The 19,481-nt window shown below is 67.8% G+C and carries 22 protein-coding genes and 1 pseudogene; 2 read left to right on the top strand and 21 right to left on the bottom strand.

Annotated features, from left to right (window positions below):
• Window positions 1-47: 47 nt before the first annotated feature.
• Window positions 48-875 (bottom strand): carbon-nitrogen hydrolase family protein, encoded by an 828-nt coding sequence (locus ACTWOL_RS04225; protein WP_474294444.1) that lies wholly within the window; start codon window positions 873-875, stop codon window positions 48-50.
• Window positions 876-1,283: 408 nt separating this feature from the next.
• Here ACTWOL_RS04225 and dnaE point away from each other — a divergent pair, with 408 nt between their 5' ends.
• Window positions 1,284-4,883: a DNA polymerase III subunit alpha gene (gene dnaE / locus ACTWOL_RS04220; protein ID WP_474294442.1), complete on the top strand. Its 3,600-nt coding sequence runs from the start codon at window positions 1,284-1,286 to the stop codon at window positions 4,881-4,883.
• Window positions 4,880-5,263, top strand: coding sequence for a DUF6300 family protein (locus ACTWOL_RS04215; protein ID WP_474294440.1), 384 nt, complete (start codon window positions 4,880-4,882; stop codon window positions 5,261-5,263). The genes dnaE and ACTWOL_RS04215 overlap by 4 nt, the downstream gene beginning before the upstream one ends.
• 107 nt (window positions 5,264-5,370) lie before the next feature.
• Here ACTWOL_RS04215 and ACTWOL_RS04210 read toward each other — a convergent pair whose 3' ends face one another.
• From ACTWOL_RS04210 to ACTWOL_RS04115, 20 genes and pseudogenes are all read right to left on the bottom strand, one after another.
• The gene (locus ACTWOL_RS04210; protein ID WP_474294438.1) at window positions 5,371-5,967 is read right to left on the bottom strand and encodes an SMI1/KNR4 family protein; all 597 of its coding nucleotides are present in this window, start codon (window positions 5,965-5,967) and stop codon (window positions 5,371-5,373) included.
• Window positions 5,968-6,073: 106 nt separating this feature from the next.
• A pseudogene (locus ACTWOL_RS04205) lies at window positions 6,074-6,854 on the bottom strand (IS5 family transposase).
• Between the two features lie 218 nt (window positions 6,855-7,072).
• Window positions 7,073-7,726, bottom strand: a complete 654-nt coding sequence (locus tag ACTWOL_RS04200; protein ID WP_474294436.1) for a M15 family metallopeptidase domain-containing protein — start codon at window positions 7,724-7,726, stop codon at window positions 7,073-7,075.
• A 443-nt stretch (window positions 7,727-8,169) separates the two neighbouring features.
• Window positions 8,170-8,610 (bottom strand): hypothetical protein, encoded by a 441-nt coding sequence (locus ACTWOL_RS04195; RefSeq protein WP_474294434.1) that lies wholly within the window; start codon window positions 8,608-8,610, stop codon window positions 8,170-8,172.
• Window positions 8,611-8,747: 137 nt separating this feature from the next.
• Complete coding sequence (locus ACTWOL_RS04190) at window positions 8,748-9,191, bottom strand: hypothetical protein (protein ID WP_474294432.1); 444 nt, start codon at window positions 9,189-9,191, stop codon at window positions 8,748-8,750.
• A complete protein-coding gene (locus tag ACTWOL_RS04185) occupies window positions 9,188-9,697 on the bottom strand; it encodes a hypothetical protein (RefSeq protein ID WP_474294430.1) in 510 nt (169 codons plus the stop codon). Before ACTWOL_RS04185 ends, ACTWOL_RS04190 begins: the two co-directional genes overlap by 4 nt.
• A 25-nt stretch (window positions 9,698-9,722) precedes the next feature.
• On the bottom strand, window positions 9,723-11,018 hold the full coding sequence (locus ACTWOL_RS04180; RefSeq protein ID WP_474294428.1) for a cytochrome P450 family protein: 1,296 nt from the start codon (window positions 11,016-11,018) through the stop codon (window positions 9,723-9,725).
• A 5-nt stretch (window positions 11,019-11,023) separates the two neighbouring features.
• A complete protein-coding gene (locus tag ACTWOL_RS04175) occupies window positions 11,024-12,280 on the bottom strand; it encodes a cytochrome P450 family protein (protein ID WP_474294426.1) in 1,257 nt (418 codons plus the stop codon).
• A complete protein-coding gene (locus ACTWOL_RS04170; RefSeq protein ID WP_474294424.1) occupies window positions 12,277-12,870 on the bottom strand; it encodes a GTP-binding protein in 594 nt (197 codons plus the stop codon). Before ACTWOL_RS04170 ends, ACTWOL_RS04175 begins: the two co-directional genes overlap by 4 nt.
• Complete coding sequence (locus tag ACTWOL_RS04165) at window positions 12,848-13,213, bottom strand: DUF742 domain-containing protein (protein WP_474294422.1); 366 nt, start codon at window positions 13,211-13,213, stop codon at window positions 12,848-12,850. Before ACTWOL_RS04165 ends, ACTWOL_RS04170 begins: the two co-directional genes overlap by 23 nt.
• Window positions 13,210-13,623, bottom strand: coding sequence for a roadblock/LC7 domain-containing protein (locus tag ACTWOL_RS04160; RefSeq protein WP_474294420.1), 414 nt, complete (start codon window positions 13,621-13,623; stop codon window positions 13,210-13,212). Before ACTWOL_RS04160 ends, ACTWOL_RS04165 begins: the two co-directional genes overlap by 4 nt.
• Complete coding sequence (locus ACTWOL_RS04155) at window positions 13,620-14,927, bottom strand: ATP-binding protein (protein ID WP_474294418.1); 1,308 nt, start codon at window positions 14,925-14,927, stop codon at window positions 13,620-13,622. Before ACTWOL_RS04155 ends, ACTWOL_RS04160 begins: the two co-directional genes overlap by 4 nt.
• A gap of 67 nt (window positions 14,928-14,994) precedes the next feature.
• Window positions 14,995-15,753 carry a glycoside hydrolase family 15 protein gene (locus tag ACTWOL_RS04150; RefSeq protein WP_474294416.1) on the bottom strand — a complete coding sequence of 253 codons (759 nt, stop codon included), beginning with the start codon at window positions 15,751-15,753 and terminating at the stop codon, window positions 14,995-14,997.
• 47 nt (window positions 15,754-15,800) lie between these two features.
• A complete protein-coding gene (locus ACTWOL_RS04145) occupies window positions 15,801-15,992 on the bottom strand; it encodes a hypothetical protein (protein ID WP_474294414.1) in 192 nt (63 codons plus the stop codon).
• Window positions 15,989-16,912 (bottom strand): Scr1 family TA system antitoxin-like transcriptional regulator, encoded by a 924-nt coding sequence (locus ACTWOL_RS04140; protein ID WP_474294412.1) that lies wholly within the window; start codon window positions 16,910-16,912, stop codon window positions 15,989-15,991. The genes ACTWOL_RS04145 and ACTWOL_RS04140 overlap by 4 nt, the downstream gene beginning before the upstream one ends.
• Window positions 16,913-16,945: 33 nt before the next feature.
• Window positions 16,946-17,089, bottom strand: coding sequence for a hypothetical protein (locus tag ACTWOL_RS04135; protein WP_474294410.1), 144 nt, complete (start codon window positions 17,087-17,089; stop codon window positions 16,946-16,948).
• Between the two features lie 121 nt (window positions 17,090-17,210).
• Window positions 17,211-17,651, bottom strand: a complete 441-nt coding sequence (locus ACTWOL_RS04130; protein ID WP_474294408.1) for a hypothetical protein — start codon at window positions 17,649-17,651, stop codon at window positions 17,211-17,213.
• A 95-nt stretch (window positions 17,652-17,746) separates the two neighbouring features.
• Complete coding sequence (locus tag ACTWOL_RS04125) at window positions 17,747-18,256, bottom strand: DUF6302 family protein (protein WP_474294406.1); 510 nt, start codon at window positions 18,254-18,256, stop codon at window positions 17,747-17,749.
• Entirely contained in the window at window positions 18,253-18,813 is a 561-nt protein-coding gene (locus tag ACTWOL_RS04120) for a DUF5999 family protein (protein ID WP_474294404.1), read from the bottom strand. Before ACTWOL_RS04120 ends, ACTWOL_RS04125 begins: the two co-directional genes overlap by 4 nt.
• Window positions 18,810-19,325, bottom strand: coding sequence for an ATP-binding protein (locus tag ACTWOL_RS04115; RefSeq protein ID WP_474294402.1), 516 nt, complete (start codon window positions 19,323-19,325; stop codon window positions 18,810-18,812). The genes ACTWOL_RS04120 and ACTWOL_RS04115 overlap by 4 nt, the downstream gene beginning before the upstream one ends.
• Between the last annotated feature and the right edge of the window lie 156 nt (window positions 19,326-19,481).

Raw genomic sequence — 19,481 nt, 5'->3', positions numbered from 1 at the left:
CTGCGCACGGCCTAACGACAATCAGCGATGGGGCGGTCCCACAGCCGTCAGTCGATCAGCCCGACCTTGCGGCTCTGTGCTCGGGCCAGCCGCCGCCAAGGCCGGGCCAGCCGTAGACCGATGGCAATGTCCCGGTCTGCAGCGTCCAGGTCCAGATCCATAACAGCCAGAGCCGGACGGTCCTCTGCCGGGCAACGAGCGAGCCACCGGCCCCCCGGGCCGATGATCCCAGCGGGGGCCGTGGAGCCGAACTGCGCGGGAACCGAGTAACCGACCCAGAAATTGAAGAGCGTTCCGTATGCCTGAGCGACGACGGCGCGGGCCGCGTTGTCCACCATCACCGACAGCAGGACCACGTCCACATCGAGCGCCTCATACTGAGCGAACAGCTCGGGAAAGTTCGCCTCAATACACAACGCGCAGCCGACCCTCAGCCCATCAAGCTCGAATACCACCGGCTCGCAACCGGGGGAGTACAGGCGGGTGGCCTCAGTGTGCGAGAGGATCCGCTTGTCGTACCTGGCCGCGACATCTCCCTGGTCTGACACGACCACCAAGGAGTTCCGCGGGAGCGCGGCTGCGGGGAGAGGACGGATGGTGCCGAAGGCTACCCACACCCCGAGCTCACCAGCCAGCAACCGGATCGACTCTTCCTCCTGGCCGATGACATCCCAGGACGTCCCCGTCCAGTTCACCCTCCCCAACTCTCCCGTCGGCATGGCATCTGGGTCGGGGTAGACGATCGCCCCCTCGGGGAACTGGACCAGCCTGGCCCCAGCAGCGGCGGCATCCCGCATCAGCGCACGGATCTGAGCCCCGCTCGCCCGAAGAAGCTCAGGGTCGGCTGGGTCGTCCGGGACGATGCTCTGCGCCACAGCCAGCCGCAGACGACGGACGGCGTCCGCATGGTGCGGCAGGCCCCAGCTTGGGATCGGAGGCGGGGATGAGCTGACGGCGGAACGGAGCACGGTTGCCTTCCCAGACTGCAGAGGACTGCGACCACACAACAGATCATTCCATTATCAAGCAAAACGGAATTAAGGCGCAAAATGAGAAGCATCAACCCCACATCTACTCGGCCGCGGCCATGTCCATGGAACGGGTAGCGCCGGCGTCCTCCCAGGCTGGAGCGGTCCTACCTGAATTTGCATGATCAGGGCATCGGCAGATGTTGCGTCTTCCGTGCGCGTGGATGCGTGCGTCGCGTCCTGATGGGTCGCCAAATCCCGCTAGGCTTGGGGCTCTTGCTCTGGCCGATCGATGCGCAAGGGAGCCACCGCACCGTGAGTAACAGCTTCGTTCACCTGCACAATCACACCGAGTATTCAATGCTCGACGGAGCGCAGCGAATGAAGCCTATGTTCGAGGAGGTGGCACGCCAGGGGATGCCTGCCATTGCCATGAGCGATCACGGTAACATGTTCGGTGCTTACGAATTCCAGTCAGTAGCTAAGGGATTTGGTGACGTAAAGCCAATTATTGGGATTGAGGCATACGTCGCCCCTTCCTCTCGGAGGCATAAGAAGCAGGAGTTTTGGGGGCCTGGCGGTCGACGCGCTATGAGCGATGACGGCGAGGGCTCGAAGGATGTTTCCGGCGGTGGCCGATTTACTCACATGACCATGTGGGCTGAGAATGTCCAAGGTCTTCGAAACCTCTTCTACCTATCAACTGAGGCGTCCTACACGGGCCAGTTCCCGGCCGGCAAGCCCCGTATGGACATGGAGCTAATCAGCGAACACGCCGAGGGGATCATCGCCACCACAGGCTGCCCCTCCGGAGCCATCCAGACCCGCCTGCGCCTGGGGCAGTACGACGAAGCGCGTGAGACGGCTGGGTCTTACCAGGAGATCTTCGGCAGGGACAGCTACTTCCTCGAACTGATGGACCATGGTTTGTCCATCGAACGCGAGGTGCGGGACGGACTGCTTCGCCTGGCAAAGGAACTTAACATTCCCTTGCTGGCAACCAATGACGCCCACTACGTCCATCCGACCGATGCAGAGGCTCACGACAACCTACTGTGCATTGGAGTGGGCAAGAACAAGGACGATCCCAACCGATTCAAGTTCCAAGGCACCGGCTACTACCTAAAGACTGCGGCCGAGATGCGCGAAATCTTCTCGGAATTGCCGGATGCATGTGACAACACCCTGCTGATCGCCGAGCGCATCGGCTCATACAGCGAGGTATTCGACAACGTCGATGAGATGCCGCAGTTCCCAGACGTTCCCGAGGGAGTGACGCAGGAAGAGCGCCTGCGCAAGGACGTCCTCAGAGGACTCGCCATGCGCTACGGCGACCCCATCCCTGAGCACGTTATGGAACGGTTCGAGACCGAGATGAGCATCATCGGTCCGATGGGATTCTCCTCGTACTTCCTCGTCGTCGCGGACATCTGCCGGCACGCGCGCGACAACGGGATCCCGGTTGGGCCGGGCCGTGGCTCGGCAACCGGTTCCATCGTCGCCTACGCCACTCGGATCACTGAACTGTGCCCCCTGGAGCACGGACTCCTCTTCGAGCGCTTCCTCAACCCCGAGCGCATCAACCCGCCGGACGTCGACCTCGACTTCGACGACCGCCAGCGCGACCAGATGGTGCGTTACGTCACCGAGAAGTACGGTGACGAGTACACCGCCATGGTCAACACGTTCGGCAAGATCAAGGCAAAGAACGCGATCAAGGACTCATCGAGGATCCTCGGCTACCCGTTCTCCCACGGCGAGCGGATCGTGAAGGCGCTGCCGCCGGACCAACAGGGCAAGACCATCCCACTATCGGGCATCTGGGACTCTGCGCACCCTCGCTACGGCGAAGCCGGTGAGATCCGGGCGCTGTATGAGAACGAGCCGGACGTGAAAAAGGTCATGGACACCGCCAAGGGTGTCGAAGGCCTGATGCGCGGTACCGGTGTCCATGCGGCCGCGGTGATCCTCTCCAAGACCCGCCTGACGAATCGCATCCCCCTGCACATGCGCGCCTCGGACGGCGTGAAGATCACGGGATTCGACTACCCCAGCTGTGAAGACATGGGGCTGGTCAAGATGGACTTCCTGGGTCTGCGGAACCTGGGCGTCATTGATCAGGCAATTCAGAACATCCGGGAAAACCGCGGGATCAAGCTGGCGACCGTTGACCCCCTGGACGGCGACCCTGAGACCGTCGTCATCCCCCTGGACGACACCAAGACGTACGAGCTCCTGTCCGAGGGCAACACGTTTGGCGTGTTCCAGCTCGACGGTGGCGGTATGCGCGCTCTGCTGAAGATGATGCAGCCAAGCCGATTCGAGGACATCGCCGTAGCGCTCGCCCTTTACCGGCCGGGCCCGATGGCCGACAACGCTCACACCAAGTACGCACTGCGTCAGAGCGGCAAGCAGGCACCAGACCCTATCCATCCGGAGCTCAAGGACGCCCTCGAACCGATCCTCGGGTCGACTCACCATCTGCTGGTCTACCAAGAGCAGATCATGGCCATCGCCCGGCAACTCGCCGGGTACAGCCTCGGAGGCGCCGACATGCTGCGCCGAGCGATGGGCAAGAAGAAGCCCGAGGTGCTGGCCGCCGAGTGGGACAAATTTGCGGGCGGCATGCGGGAGAACCGCTACTCGGAAGAGGCGATCAAAGCCATCTGGGACGTCATGCTGCCGTTCTCCGGCTACGCATTCAACAAGTCCCACACCGCAGGGTACGGACTGGTTTCCGCCTGGACTGCTTACCTCAAGGCCAACTACCCCGCCGAGTACATGGCAGCGCTGCTGACATCCGTCGGCGACGACAAGGACAAGGCAGCGGTCTACCTGGCTGACGCACGCGCGAACGGCGTCCGGGTTCTACAGCCGGACGTCAACGAGTCGACCGCAGAGTTCACCGCCATCGGCGACGACGTGAGGTTCGGCATGAGAGCCGTACGCAACGTCGGAGACGCGGTCATCGAGGCGATCGTCGCCGCACGCCGTTCCAAAGGCAAGTTCGCCTCGTTCGCGGACATGCTCGACAAGTGTGAACTCCCGGCCCTGAACAAGCGGGCCCTTGAGTCGCTGATCAAGGCGGGGGCGTTCGACTCCCTTGGCCACTCGAGGCGTGGCTTGTGCGCGATCCATGAGATCGCCGTGGATGCTGTCGTGCCCGTCAAAAAGGCAGCATCCTTTGGCCAGGACGATCTGTTCGCCGGGTTGGGAGGCGAGGAAGTCGACTCCGCAGTCGGGTTCGGACTTGACTTCCCAGTGGACGAGCAGGAGTGGCCGCGTCGGCAACTTCTCGCTACGGAGCGGGAGATGCTGGGCTTGTACGTGTCGGCCCATCCGTTGGACGGCGCCGAGCACATCCTTTCGGGAGCCAGGGACACCACGATCGCTGAGCTCTTGGCATCAGGACGTACACAGGGTGATGTCCAGCTCTCGGGCCTGATCACCGGCGTTCAGCGAAAGATCACCAAGCAGGGCAACAACTGGGCCATCGTGAACCTTGCAGACCGCGACGGGTCCATCGAAGTGCTCTTTTTCCCAGCTGTCTACCAGCTCGTTGCTCATGCTCTGACTGAGGACAATGTAATTTCAGTAAAGGGCAAGGTCGAGGATCGAGACGGCACTCTGAATATCTTCGGTAGGGAGCTCTCGGTCTTGGACGTATCGAGCGCCGAACGCGGCGGAAAACCCCCTGTGCGACTGGCTTTGCCCCTTCATCGGGTGTCCGACAAGGCAGTTGCGGACTTGAAGCGCATCTTGCAGGCCCATCCCGGTGAAAGCCCCGTCCATCTGAGTGTGCGCGGTCCGCAGAAGACGACCGTCTATGCCCTGGCGGCACAGGTCGACGCTGCCTCGCTGGCGTCCGACATTAAGGGCACGTTCGGGCCGGACGCTTGGCAAGGTGTGGTGTGACCGACGTAGATCGGACTGCGAAGACTCCAGTCCTCACCAGTTGTGACGAGCTACTCGTCAAGATCGCTGATGTATCGAACTGCCTGGCCTGCGGTACTCCTGGACTGCTTATCGTCCGCTATAGACACTCGTGGAAAAACCAAATCGGAGATGACATTCCAGGCATTTGCGAGACTCTGTTATGCCCCCAGTGCTCTCGCCAGAACAAATCCGCTGCCGAACTGATTGCGCTATTCTCCGTCGACGAAAAGATGAGTCCCGAGAACGTCGATACTTTCGGCGGGCTTGTCGTGGCATGGGTCGAATCACTGCGCCAAGTGCGCGTTGACGAGGAACTTCTCGCAGCGGAACACGATCAGTGGCTGCGAGGCGCACTTTAATCTTTGGCTGCGTGGAGCATGGGGGCACTGCTGTCAGACTTAGTGGTCGGCTCGTTTGGCTTGCCTTCGGCGCTGCAGGTTGATCCGGTTGCCGTGGTGAGACGGGGTTACATGCCGCGATCCGGGCCGCGCCACAGCTCTGGACGTTCAGCGGCGGTCATCGGGAGCCTGCGCAGTTGCACGGGGCCGGGGTAGAAGGCGGAGCTGTGAGAGCCGGCCATGTTCTCGCCGACGAGGTAGCGGTAGAGCCATTCGGCGAAGCTCATGTGGTGCTGCGACCAGCCGCCTTCTCCGTCCTCGACGAGGAGCCATGAGGTGTCGGTGGCCGCGGCGAGGAAAATAGTCTCTCCTCGATCGGTGCTCGCGATCGGCCACAGACCCTCGCGGGTGCCGAAGCTCAGCTCCTTGAGTCCGAACAGCAGGCGAGGGTCCTCGTCCGTGTCAAGGTCGTCCCAGGACACCTCGGACCATGCCCGGACCGTGTCGCGTATCCACTGGCCCAGGTTCCACCGCTCGGTCGCCGGGTGGGAGAGACTCAGGTGGCCGTTGAGTTCGATCGGAGCGTATGCGTCCACGAGGACCCGGTAGTCGGAGGGCAGTTGTACGCCGAGTTCTGCGTGGAGCTGGTCCCACGCCGACGGTTCGGCATAGCCGCTCTGGGTTTCTCCGAGCATCGCCATGACGGCGTCCAGATAGTCAGGCATGGGCTACCTCGCTGGTGTACGCACAAGTCTCGGCACGAAGCGGCAGGCCGAGGTCCGGGGGCATCCGGTTACACCTTGGATCATCGCAGCCCCGGCACCGTCCTGGTCAGGCCGCCAGCCTGCGGTAGCAGATCAGGATGGCGGCGATGCCGGCGAAGGCCAGGAAGTGTGCGGCCTTGCGCTCGTAGCGGCGATGCAGGCGGCGGCACCCGGCCAGCCATGCCACCGTGCGTTCCACGGTCCAGCGGTGGCGTCCCAGTCGCCGGGAGGATTCGATGCCCTTGCGGGCGATGCGCGGTCTGATGTGCCGCGAGCGCAGCCGCTGGCGCAGATGGTCGTAGTCGTACGCTTTGTCGGCATGCAGCTTGGCGGGACGGCGCCGACGCGGTCCGCGGCGCGAGCGGATGGGTGGGATGCCGCGCATGAGGGGTTCCAGGCCCTGGCTGTCGTGCATGTTCGCGGCGGAGCTTCCGATCGAGATAGGCAGACCGGTCCGCTCGGTGACCAAGTGGATCTTTGATCCTTTCTTGCCGCGATCTACGGGATTCGGACCCGTAAGATGTCCCCTTTCAGTGCCCGCATGTTCACTGAGTCGATCGTGCACCGGGACCAGTCCAACTCGCCGCGGGCGCCGAACTCGTCCAGGACCAGGCGGTGGAGCTTGCCCCACACCCGGGCCCGGCTCCATTCGGTGAACCTCCGGTGCGCGGTAGGCCCGACGGACCGAAGATCAGCGGCAGCTGCCGCCACGTACAGCCTGTGGTGGCCGCAAGCACTTGCCGATCCCCATACCGACGTCGCCCACCGCCCTGTGGACGCACCGGAGGAGCCGGGACCACCCGCTGGAACAACTCCCACAACCCGTCCGGAACCAGACGCTCGACCATCGCCATCATGGGAGTCAGCCTAATGATCAATCCAGTTGAGACGACCTCTTAGCGACAGCGAGCGAGGCAGCACACGTTACCTGTCCTTGACAGGGTCCGCGCACTGCTCTCTGGAATCGGTGGGCTTCGCGGGATCCTGGCTCTCGAGCTCCTCGATGCGACCTGGGGCAGCGGGGTCGTAGCCCGACATAGACGCCCTTAGTATTCAGGTCGAATGATCAACGATGTTCTGCGTGTGGATCGGATATGACCCCGTACACGGACTTGTCCAGGTCGGTCATCAGTGCCGCGAATCTCGTGCCGATCTCGAAGTGCCAGCTCTCGTACCAATGGGGCACCCAACCGCCGTGGGCCATCGCCGAAAACAGCAGCACTCTGTTATCTCGAGCATGTTCAGGCAGGGCACACTCATCCAGGAATGACATTTTGTCGGGTCTGTTGGGGTTGGCATTGATCCGGTAGCCGATGTCCTGCTCGGTTCCGTCTAGAGAGGCGAGTATGACATCGACTGCTCCGCCGCAACTGTGCGGGGCGATCCACGGTGGGGACACGTACCGACCGGCCAGCTCGATGAGTTTTTTTGAGGCCAAGTCTGGATGCTCACCTGCCAGTCGCGACATCTCTTCCTGGAAGTACTGGCTCTGCTGAGTCGGTGGCCGGTAGCACTCGACGATGCGTAGTCTGTAACTCCTCTCGCGCAGGTACTCCTCAGCCATCCATAGTTGGTCCACCAAGCCTGAGCGAATCATCGTGAATATCTCAGTGGCGGAGGCCTTGCGCTCGTCGATCAAGAACCGGTCGTCGTCGCGTAGGGACACTAGTGGCTCTCCGCAATCGGCGACCCGTACAGCAGCGACTTGCGGATCAGACATTGCAAGGCCTCCCCCAGTGGCCTCGGGCCTGCAATGAGCGGCGGAGAGGAACCGGCGAGGACTCTCATTCATAGCTTGAATGCCTTCGTTCTATTCGTGTCTCGCGGAACTGCTACGGTCGGTGCGCCGGTCAGCGTGTTCGTCAGCCGGGAGCGCACCAGTGAGACGCTGACCGGACGGTCGTTGCTGTACCCGCTGATCCGCGCCGGCGTCGGCCTCCCGGGCTGCCGCGAACGCATCCGCTGGTGCGGCGGCCCGGCGGTGGGCGGGCGTCCGCCACGACTCCCTCGCGGTGTCGACCCGAGCGATCAGGTCGCGGCCGATGGAAAGCCAGCTGGGCGGGCTCCTGGGCGTAGTCATCGTGATATGCCTGCCTCTCGATCGGTCCGGCGGTCAGATTTCGGTCTCGGCGCGCACCAGCCAAAGACCGCCCGACCGAACAGCTATCCAGTGCAGCTGCGCCTCGTAGATCCGGTCGATGGGGGATACCGAGGTCCGGCTGACGGCCGCGACGCCGCGTACGGGCGAGGCCGGTCGTCGCCGCCGCCGTGGCCGTCGAGCGAGTCGACGATCCGGTCGGCGACGGTGAAGGAGTGCTGGGCGGCGTGTCCTTGGGCGGCGGCGAGGTCGTCGTGCGGGTCCACGCCTGCACGGGTGAGGGCGTACAGGACCACGTACGGTGGGCCGTCGACGTGCCGCAGTGCGGCCTGGTTGATCGCGGCCCTCTGCCTGGCGAGCGCCTGAGATCCTGCCGGGCGCCATAGCGGCGCGGGTGCGGGGCGCTGGCCGCGAGCCCGCGGCGTGAGCGTACGGAGGTCGTCGGGCGGCCGAAGGGGAGACGGCGGATCGACGCCGACAGACAGGGCGGGTGCCTGGGTGCTCATCGGGCGCTTACCGTTGGCAAGGGGAGTGCGTCGGCGGAGGCGGAGATCGCCACTGTGGGCGCGGGGCGCAGCTCGGCTCGCAGTCGCAGAGGCGTGATGCGCTCGCCGTTGACTCGGCGGACAGCCGGCAGGTCCTCTCATCCGAGGTCACGCAGCAAGGCCAGCAGCGTCGCCCGCGGCTGGTGGGTGGCTGGAACCTCCCACCAGATCCACTCCAGGCCGTGCTGTGCCGCGTGATCGGCGAGCCACAGTGTCAGCAGCCGCGCCGCCTGGTCATCGCGCCCCGGCACCGGCGGGACCAGGGACACCCAGACTCCAGCGCCCGGGCAGTCGCGGCACCACTGCGGCAGGTACTCACCGGGGTGCACGACGAAACATCCGGCGAGCTCGCCGTCGTCGTAGAGGCCGGCGACCGTGGCCTGCGACCGGATGAGGTCGCCCATCTGATCAGCAGGATGGTCGATGCCCTGGTCGGCGAGCTGACGGGTGGCCTCTTGGGCGAGAGCTGCGGCCTCTGCTCTCGCCGCGCCGGTGCGGACCGGAAGCATCGCGTACACCGGTGTACCGACGGCGCCCATCATGCCGCCCCCGCCGTGGACGCGGCGAGCTCAAGCTGGCTGCGGGCGCCGGGCGGTGCGGATTCCCCGAGGATTCCCCAGGCGTGGCCCAGGCCGACGAGGTGGACCGCGTTGTCCGCGCATGCCTTGGCCACGAGGGCGTCGATCTCGGCTCGCACGTCGCTGCCCGGGACACCTATGGCGCGGCCGACATCCTCATTGCGGGAGTGCTCGGCGAGCGCCTGGAGGAGCCGGAGGTCCTCCACGGTGAAGTCCGGGCAGGGTCGCTGGCAGGCCGGCGGCCGTACTTCGCGGGTGGTGAGCAGGGCGTGGACGAGGACCGGTCGGGTGCATCCGCGACGGCCAAGGGCTTTGCGCGTCGTCCTGAGGTGGCTGGCCACTCCTTCCGCGGACAGGTGTATCTGGGCGCCGATCGACTCGTTGGTCCCGCCGTAGACGAGAGGGGCAACTGCACGCCTCTGGGCGTCGGTCAGGAGCGTGGTCGTGGCCGGGGTGTCGGTGGTGGTCATCTCGATTTCCTGGTTGGTCACGTGGTCAGACGGCGGCCGGGTGGGAGGGCTTCATGCACGCGGTGGGCTGGCCGAGGCGGACGGGCAGGGAGACGTGGCCGTTGGAGATGAAGCTGGACAGCGGAACGAGGTCTTCGGCGGGGACGGCGAGCTGGAGGTCGGGGAAACGGGTAAAGAGCGCGTGGAGGCCGATGCGGATCTTGCTGCGGGCGAGTTCGGCGCCGAGGCAGAAGTGGGGGCCGTGGCCGAAGGCGAGGTGGTCGCGGGCGGTGGTGCGGCCGGCGTCGAACTCGTCGGCATCCGGGCCGTGCGCCTCGGGGTCGCGGCCGGCGGCGGCGTAGTTGATGACGAGGGCGTCGCCGTGGGCGAAGGTGATTCCGGTGGCCTCGTCGACGACGTCGGTCACGGCGAATCGCATGATGATGGTGGCGATCGGGGCCTGGTGGCGAAGCACTTCCTCGGTGAGCTGGTCCCAGGCGGCCTCGCGGTCCAGGAAGCGGGCGAGCTGGTCGCGGTGGGTCAGCAGGTTGACGGTGCCGTGGTCGAGGGCGTTGACGGTCGTCTCGTGGCCGGCGCCGATGAGGAGGACCAGGCTGTCGCGGAGCTCGGTGCCGTTGATGCTCCCGGCCTGCTGGGCGGCGATGAGACCGGAGGTGACGTCGTCGTCCGGCTTCGCCTTCTTCTGCTCGATCAGCTGGCCGATCAGCTCGTACACGCGGGCCTGTGCCGCACCGGCCTCCTCGGGCGCCAGGTCGGTGGCGAACAGGGCGCCGACCGCGTCGCGGAAGTCGTCGTGGAGGTCCTCGCCGACGCCGAGGATCGCGCCGGCGACCAGGAGCGGAAGGCGCCAGGCGAACCGGGCCCGCAGGTCCACGACCTCGTCGGGCCCGGCGCTCTGGAGGTCGTCGAGGAGGGCGTAGACGAGGTTCTCGATCTGCGGGACGAGGGCGCGGACCCGGCGGGAGCTGAACGCGGTGGCCAGCGGGCGGCGCAGGCGCCGGTGCTCGGGGCCGTACGCGGACAGCGCGTTGCGGACGTCAACCCATATCCGCAGCGGCCAGTCGGCCGGGAGCTGCCCGCTGGTGTAGGCGGGCCAGTGCTGCGCGGCGTCCTTGGAGATGTCGGGGTGGGTGAGCAGCCGGCGTATGAGGCCGGGGTCGGTGACCGACCAGGCGGGAACGTCGCCGGGGAGCATGACGCGGGTGGCCGCTCCGCGCTCGCGCAGGGCGGAGGCTTCGCCGTGGATGTCGGAACCGGCCGGGTCGAGGCGGTAGGGGCAGCCGGCCGCGGGGGCCTCGGTGTTGGGGGTGCTCGTGGTCATGGTGGTCACCTTCCGGTTCGGGCGGGCTGGAAGCGGACGGGCAGGGACGCGGGTCCGGCGAGGAACGTGCCGGGCAGCTCGGCGATCTCGCCGGCGGGCACGGCGAGGGTGAGGGCGGGCAGGCGGTCCAGGAGGTGCTCGATAGCGGCTTCGGAGATGACGCGGGCCAGCCCGGGGGCGGGGCAGCCGTGGGCGCCGGCCGAGAACGCGAGGTGCGCGCGGTTGCCGACGCGGTCGTCGTAGTCGACGGTCACGGCCGGATCGGAATTGGCCGCGGCGAAGGAGATGACAATCGGGTAGCCGGGCTCAACGCGGACGCCCTCGACGTACTGGCGACCCCGTGCGTACAGCGGGGAGTAGTTGGGGACCGGCGGTTCCGTCCACAGGACCTCTTCGAGGGCAGCGGCCACCGGGGTTACGCCCGTGTGCACGCTGCCGGCGAACCGCTCGTTGGTGAGAAGGCGCTGAATGCCGCGGCCGATGGCCTTGGCGGTCGGCGGGGCCGCGGCGCCGAAGAGGAGCAGCAGGGTCTGCACCATCTCGGTGTCGCTGAGTCCGGCCTGGATGAGATAGGTGACGATGTCCCGTCCGGGCTGGTCCCGCTTGAGACGGACCAGCTCCAGGCAGGCGGCTTCGAGCGCGGCGTTGGCCTGGGCCGCGTCCGGGCCGGCGGCGAACAGCCGGGTGACGAGCTGGATGATCCGCTGCCCGTGGTCGGGCGTGGACCCGAACAGGTCGATGACGGTGAGCATCGGCAGCGGATCGGCGTACTGGGCGACGAGGTCGGCCTGCCCAGAGGCGAGGAACGTATCGATCAGCCGGTCGGCGACGCGGGCGACGGTGTCGGCCAGCGCGTAGGTGTCGATCCGGGCGAGCGCGCCCGTGATGACGCCGCGCAGCCGGGCGTGCTCCGGCCCGTCCTTCCACAGGGCGTTGTCCCTGGGCATCATCATCTGCAGCGCGGGGCTGTCCGACGGGATTTGCCCGTTCCGCAAGGCCTCCCAGTGGTCGGTGGGGTCCTTGGCGAACAAGGAGGGCGTGTTGCGCAGCAGGAACACGCACGCCTGGTAGGTGACCGCGAGGTAGCCGAACACGCCCGGGGAGATCTCGACGGGGACGACCGGGCCCTGTTCGCGAAGGCGGCGGTAGGTGGCCTGGGGGTCGGCATCGAACACCGGGCCATAGATCGGCAGAGGCCGCTGGGGCGGCGGGGTGTACCCGCGCACGGGGCACTGCGCGGCGGAATGAGGACGGGCGGTCATCGGGAGGGCTCCGAGTTCAGCGTGACGAGGTGGCGGACGAGGACGATCAGGGCGTTGCGGGCGCTGTCCCGGTCCCGGGCGTCGCAGGTGACCAGGGGCGTCCTGTCGTCGAGGGCCATCACCTCGCGCAACCGGGCCTCGAGGTAGGTGGGGGCGCCGTCGAACGCGTTGACGGCCACCGCGTACGGCAGGCCGAGCTGCTCGACGCGCTCGAGAATGGGATAGGTCTCGTCGAGGCGCCGGGTGTCGGTCAGGACGAGCGCGCCGAGCGCGCCGCGCGCCAGGTCGGTGAGGATGTTGAAGAAGCGGGGCTGGCCGGGCGCGCCGACGAGGTAGAGGACGAGGTCGTTGGCGAGGTGGAGGCGGCCGAAGTCCATTGCCACGGTCGTGGCGGTCTTGGCTGGCAGATCGGTGTGGTCGACGTCCGTGCCGGCGCTCGTCATGACCTCTTCGGTGCTGACGGGCGGGATCTGGGACAGGCCGTGGACCAGGGTCGTCTTGCCCGCGGCGAAGTGTCCGGCGACCAGGATCTTCGCGGTGCGCTCGTCGCCGCGCAGTATCGGCGGTTCAGAGTCGGTGAAGCCCGGCAAGGACGTCCTCCAGCATCTTGATGTCGGGGGCGGCGGTGTGGGTGATGCGCTGCTGGGTGGTGATGTGGCCGCTTTCCATGAGGTCGGAGAGCAGGATCCGCATCACGCTCACTGGTAGGCGCAGGAGGGCTGCGAGTTCGACGACCGACTGGGAGGTCCGTGCCAGCGCGTCGAGGATGGCGAGCTGCTCGGGGTTGAGCGGGGCACGGTTGAGGCGTCTGGAGGACGCGGACAGGGTGACCAGGGTGATGTGGTCGAAGTGGTTGCGGCTGGGCTGCGCCCGGCCGCCGGTGACCACGTAGGACCGCACCAGCCGGTCGTCGCCGTGCCCCGTCGGGCTCATCCCAGCTCGTCCTGCTGCTGGCGCGGGTCGGCCGCGAGGAAGGGCCCGAGGCGCTCGACGACCTTGGCCATCCGGTCCGAGAAGGCCAGGACGTCCACGTCGATCGTCGCGGAGGCCACCAGGTAGGAGGTGGTGCTGGCGGCGACGAGGAAGAGGTAGCCGCCGTCGTACTGGATCATCGTTTGGTGCCAGGTGATGGTGCCGGGGCTGACGAAGTCGGCGGCGTTGCGGCTGAGCGACTGCATCCCGGAGCCGGTCGCGGAGATCTTGTCGGCCAGATCAGCGGTGACCTCGCGGGATGCCGCCATGCGCATCCCGTCGGCCGAGAGCACCACGGCGTGGCGGGCGGCGGGGAAGTCGACGAGTTCGTCGAGGATCCACGACAGGTCGGGGCGGGCGGACTGGTTCACGGGTTCGGCTCCTCGTTGGGGGTCGGGACGGGGGCGGATCGTGTGCCCTGGATGAACGCGGCCAGGGCGCGGCCGGCGAGCGGCGGAGGGGGCGCGGCAGTCGGCGCGGCAGGGGCGGGCTCCCACGTCGGCGGCGGGGTGGCGGGGCGGCGGCGCAGGGGCAGGCCGTCGTCGCCTACCTCGTAGCGCTGCTGCTCGCCGGACGCCCCGGCGGCGGGCGCCGGATGAGGTGCGGTCTGCCGTTGCGCGGGTTCGGGTTGCGGGGCGGGTGCCGGGACGAGCATGGTGCGAGGCACCTGCACCACGGCCCGAGCGCCGCCGTGACGGGAGTGTTCGAGGTCGAGGCTGACGCGGAAGCCGTACTTGGCAGCCAGTACACCGACGCCGAGGAGCCCGAAGGCGGCCGGGTTGCTCAAGTTGGTGAACTGGACCGGGTCGCGGCCGGACACCCGCCGCTGCGCTTCGTGAAGGACCTCCTGGGTCATCCCCGGTCCGGCGTCGTGGATCTCGATGCTCACCGAGTTGTGGGCCTGAAGGACCGACACCTCTACCGGGGTCTTCGGTGAACTGTGACGGGCGGCGTTGTCCATGAGCTCGGCCAGCATCAGCACGAGGGGCTCCACGAAACGGTCGGCGACGTGGAGCGGCATCGTGTCCGGGACTCGGACGCGGGGGTAGTCACGAATCCGGGAGACGCCGCCGCGGACCGCGTCGAGCATCGGGACGTCGTCGCGCAGGCGGCCGGGCCATGTGCCGGTCAGCACGCCGATGATTTGCAGCCGCCGGGCCATCTGGCTCGCGGCGTGGTCGATCGGCTGCACCAACTCCAGTGTCTTGGGGTCGTGCTCGGCGTCCAGCAGCTTGGTGATCGCGGCCTGGAGCTCGTAGCCCAGGGGCTGGAGCGACTTCGTGGTCGCCTGCGCCGTCACCCGCGCCGCGCCCTCGGACCGTGCGGCCGCCTCGGACAGCGCCGTGGCCACCTGCTTCAGCACCGCCTGGAAAGCCCTGTCGGTGTCGGTGCCGGCCAGCGCCTGGTGCAGCACCGCACCGTACGCGGCGACCGGGTTTCCGGTCCCCTGTTGCAGTGTGTAGACCAGCGCGGGGAGCCGGGAGTGCACCAGGTGTACGGCCTCCTCGTCGCGCGCCGCCGCCGCCCGCTCGGCCTTCTTGGCACGCCGGTTGGCCGCGCCGGCGTCCTTGCGGTGGCGTGCGGCGGACTTGGCGAAGTACACCGCCGCCCCGCCCGCGACCGCAGCGACACCGCCCGGCAGCGCCAGCAGCGCAACGTCCTGTATCAGAGTCATCGGATCCTCACGGAGACGGCGGTCGTGTTCCTCAGGCTCGGGAGCTCGGGCGGGGTGGATTCGGCGGTCACGGGGCCGTCACCAGCTCGGCCGGACGGCTCAGCTCCACCAGCAGCATGGAACTCTCGGCAAGGCCGCACAGTGAGAAGGCCTGCGGGAAGTTCCCGAGCTGACGCATGGCCACGGGGTCGTACTCCTCGGCCAGCAGGGCCGTCGCCTCGGCCAGGCGCCCGGTCAGAGCCAGGGCGTCGACGAGCCAGAACGAGCAGAGCAGGAAGGCACCTTCGTCGCCGGGCAGACCGTCAACGCCCCGGTACCTGCCGTCGGTGGGGTAGCGGTGGACCAGGCCGTCGTGCTCCAGCGCCTGGCGGACGGCGTCGACCGTGCCGGCCACCCGCGGATCGTCCGCCGGCAGAAATCCGCTTCGGGAGAGCAGCAGGAGCGAGGCGTCCAGCTCCTTGGAGCCGTAGGACTGGGTGAAAGTGTTGCGGGCCTTGTCGAACCCGCGCGTGCACACGTCCTGGTAGATCTCCTCGCGCAGCGCGGCCAGGGCGTCCCGGTCGGTGGCGAGGGCACCGGCGTCGGCCATGCACAGAGCCCGGTCGACTGCCACCCAGCACATGATCTTGGAGTGGGTGAAATGCCTCCGGCCGCCGCGGACATCCCAGATGCCGTACTCCCGGGTGAGGCAGTTGAGGACACGGGGGCCGTGTGCGCGGTTGACGCGCACGCTGCCCGGCACCCACCGCGCCGCCGCAACCAGGTCGCGAGCGAAGTCCCGGTCCGGGTTGTAGTTGTCGGTGCCGCCGTCGAGACGGTTCTGCACCCGAGCGACATTCGGTCTCTTGAAGTAACCCTCGGGGAGAGCGGAGTTCACACCCTCACCGCCACACGTGCGCAGGCGTGCCCGGCGTCCGAGACCCTGCGGCCCACGCCGTCGGGACACCGCCGCGTCCGGGCGCGGCGGGCGAAGGCCGCCTCCTCGAGAGCGAGCAGCCGAGTCATGGGCGCCTCTGATGGTGTGGCACCGAGCAGGACAGCGAGCAGCCGAATGATGGTGATCACGAGGCGGTCCTCCGCTCCACGCCCTCGGCCGCGCTCACGAGAGCCTCGTACGTCGCGTCACGGCTCCACGCGGCGCCGACGGCCTCGTGCAGGCCGGCGCTGATAACCCGGGCGGCGCCCGAGCCGGTCTCGTAGCAAGGGAAGAGGCCGACCGTCACCACCATGCGGTGCCCATTGAGGATCACCTCGGCGGCCGCACCCACCGTGTGGATGAACAGCGCTCTCTTCGTCGGCAGGATGCGGATGGTCAGGCCCTGCCCGTCAGAGCTCTCCCGGCTCACGAGATCGGCCAGATGCCGCAGCTGGCCAGCCATCGTCGCGGGGTGATCGCCGCCGCCCCGGGTCAACACGGTCTCGTCTAGCAGCACGGTCCGCCGCTGCCGCTCGGCCCAGTCCACGTCGTGCACCCACGACGGCAGCCCGAGCACCGGCTCATCAGGGTCGACGCACACGCCCGGGTCCAGCACGACCCGCTGGTAGGCCTGGGTGCGCAGACCGGCCGGCAGCAGCAGGCAGTACTGGACGACCTCGCTCGCCAAGCGCATCACGGCGATATGACGGGCCGTCGCCTCGTCGCAGGCCACGTCCACCCAGCAGTCGTGCGGGGCGCGCCGGCCTTCCCCCCGCTCCTCGTACTCCCTGCGGTTGTAGCCCTGCGGCGGCAGACTCCCCACCAGGAAACTCGCATGGTCGTTTGCCACGCCGTAGAGCCGCAGCAGCGTGCCGAGCGCGTCCGGCCGGATGGGGGACTCAGCTCGCTCCCACCGGCTGACGGCCGATGCGGACACCCGGACGGCGCGGGCGGCGTGCTCCAGCCCCATGTACTGCGCCTCGCGCAGGCACCGTAGGTAGAGGCCCGTCACGATCCGGGCAGGCGTCTGCGGCACCTCGGCCAGCGGCGACGGAACAGCGTGAAGCATGGGGGAAAGGTCCTCGCGTAGGTGTATGGATGGTCAGGGCAGGTTGTGAGGTGGGGACGGAGCAGGGTCATCCGTCGCTGGCGGGGGCGGCTGACCGGTCAGCCGGGGGCCGAGGAGCACAAGGGCGGCCATGGCCAGCACGATCAGGACGGTGATGACCAGTCCGGTGGCGGTCACCACTGCCTCGGCACGGATTCGGCGTAGACGATGGTGACCACCGTGGGGACGAACGTCGGGACGCGGCGGTGACCGCGGCTGGGCCGCCTCGTTCCACGAGGGACTGCTCTCGGACCGTGGTCTACGCACAGCGCGCCTCCTGGCGACGGGGGTAGTGCGTGCCGGGTGCTGTGCGCAGGTGGGCGCGGGTGAGGCTGAGTGCGTCGTGCAGCGCGTCAGCCGGGGTGACCGTGGTCCGGTCCGGGCCGGGGCGGGTGACCCACAGGCCCGTACAGCCGCGGTAGCCGCCCGCACCACAGCTCCGGGACCCGGCCGCGGGTACGCAGTCGGAGTGCGCGGCCCTCCATCGGTGAACCGCCTCGGCCTCCACCGGCACCACGAGCTGGCCATGGGCCAGGCAGTACTTCACCGGCCCGACATCCGTGCCGTCCTCGACGAGCGCGTCGATCGCGGGCAGGCCGAGCGCCATGCCCACCCGCACCGAGGCCAGGTCCGAAGGAAGCCCCGTGGGCGGATGCTCACCGAGAGCGATATGCCATAAGTAGTTACTGCGTAAGGTCATGAGGGTGGTCTCCAGCGAGTGATCGGGGCTCTGACGCCGCGCCGCGGCCGGGATGGCCGACGCGGCACCAGAGCGGGGACAGGGCGCCGCTGCTGTCAGGGGGCGTGCGCGGCGCCGGCCTTGACGATCGCCCGGGGAGGAGTGGGCTGTCGCCGAGGCGGTGACCCGGGCATGGGAGGCCAGCTCCCCATGTCCAGGTCATGCCCCCCGTGTCCGGCGGGGGGCCGTATACAGGTCCCGTGCCTTGGCTCCTCGCGCAGGCCCTGGAAGCGGCGACGGGCATCCGGGGCGAGGCCTTCCGGCATTGGCTCGCCCCATCGGACGACATGCCCGGAGACCGTGACCTGGTCGAAGCCGGGATGCCCCTGCAGGGCGGCAGCGAGCGCCTCGGCGAAGACCGGGCTGGCCATGTCCATGAACCCTCCGCGGCGATCCGCTCCGACCGGGGCCGCCAGCAGCGGAAGCCGGTGCAGCGCCACGGCTACCGCGCCGCGCAGGAGGCCGGGGGTCACGAGCCGGGACTCCCAGAACTCGTAGTCGTAGGCGGTCGTCGCGGGGAGAAGTCGCACGCCTAGGGGCTGCCACGGCATGGGGAGGAAGGTCATGTCGCCACCGCCTCGCGCGGCAGCGGCCGCTGCGACCCGACGGTGTCGCCGGACGGCAGGAGGTACCCGGTGTCCTCGACTATGTCGATCAGTCTTCCGGGTGTCTTTGATGTCCAACTCGCTGTCAGGTGCACGCCCCGAACTCTCGCCGCCAGACGGCTGGCAGCACTGGTCGGCGGGCACTTGGGACGGTGGTCACACGGCAGACCATCGGCGGCCAGTTCGCTGATCACCGTCCTTACAGCCGCTGCCAGATGGCGCAGGTACACGCGGGCCGCAACGTACTCCGCGGGTACGTCGTTGTCACCGAGCTGGCGGGCTGCCGTGAGCGCTCTCTCAAGGGCAGGGCAAGGTCGGCTAGGAGCGGGGTGGCCCAGTTCCATGAGGTGGCCATGCAACCTGAGGACCAGGTCGTCAACGTCGCGTTCGCCGTCGAGAACAGGGGCATCCTCGTCGAGGACCGAGCCGATGGTTTCCGTGGCAGAAGCAATAGACGACCGGGAAGCGTCAGTGGGGGAGGCTGGGCGTCGGCCGGAGCGGATGCGGGCGAGATTCACGACGCCGCCTCCCCGTTGAGGAGGTCCAGCTCGAACCACACCGTCTTGCCCGGCGCCGAGCTTTCCGTTCCCCAGCGCGTGACCAGGGCATCGACCAGGTGGAGCCCTCGGCCGCCCTCCTCATCCGCGCTCGCAGGCCGGGCGTACGGTTGCTCGGTGGACGGATCCTCCACCTCCACCCGCACACGCCCGCGCCCGTGCGTGGCCCGAACGGAGAACCGGTGCTCTGGCCTATTCCCGCACCCGTGCACCATGGCGTTCACCATCAGCTCCTGTGCGACGAGCATCACCGTGTCGGCACACTCGGACAGCCCCGAGCTCTGCAGCAGGTCGGCGAGCTGACGGCGTGCTCCTGCGACCGCCTCCGCCCGAGCGGGCACCACAGTGGCCATCTGGAAGTCGCGGATGCGGCAGACCGGCACGGTGCTGTCTCCGGACGGAAGTCCACCCACTCCTCGGTCGCGGCGCGCCAACGAGACGGTGCGCGCGCCCCGGACGTAGTGCACGTTCATCAGCTGCCCTTCCCGGCCCCGCAGGAGCCATTTCCGGTCACCATCTGAGCTCGTGGGCATGACGTGGCCGATTCCGGTACGCCGCCTGGGGGTTGGGGGAATATCGTCTGCACGAGAAAACCGCTTTCGTCCGCCGCTCGGTATCCCGCTGAGCCC

The sequence above is a fragment of the Micromonospora sp. IBHARD003 genome (assembly GCF_056106285.1).
Note: the sequence above shows the minus strand (reverse complement) of the source record. Positions and strands in the feature narration are given on the sequence as shown.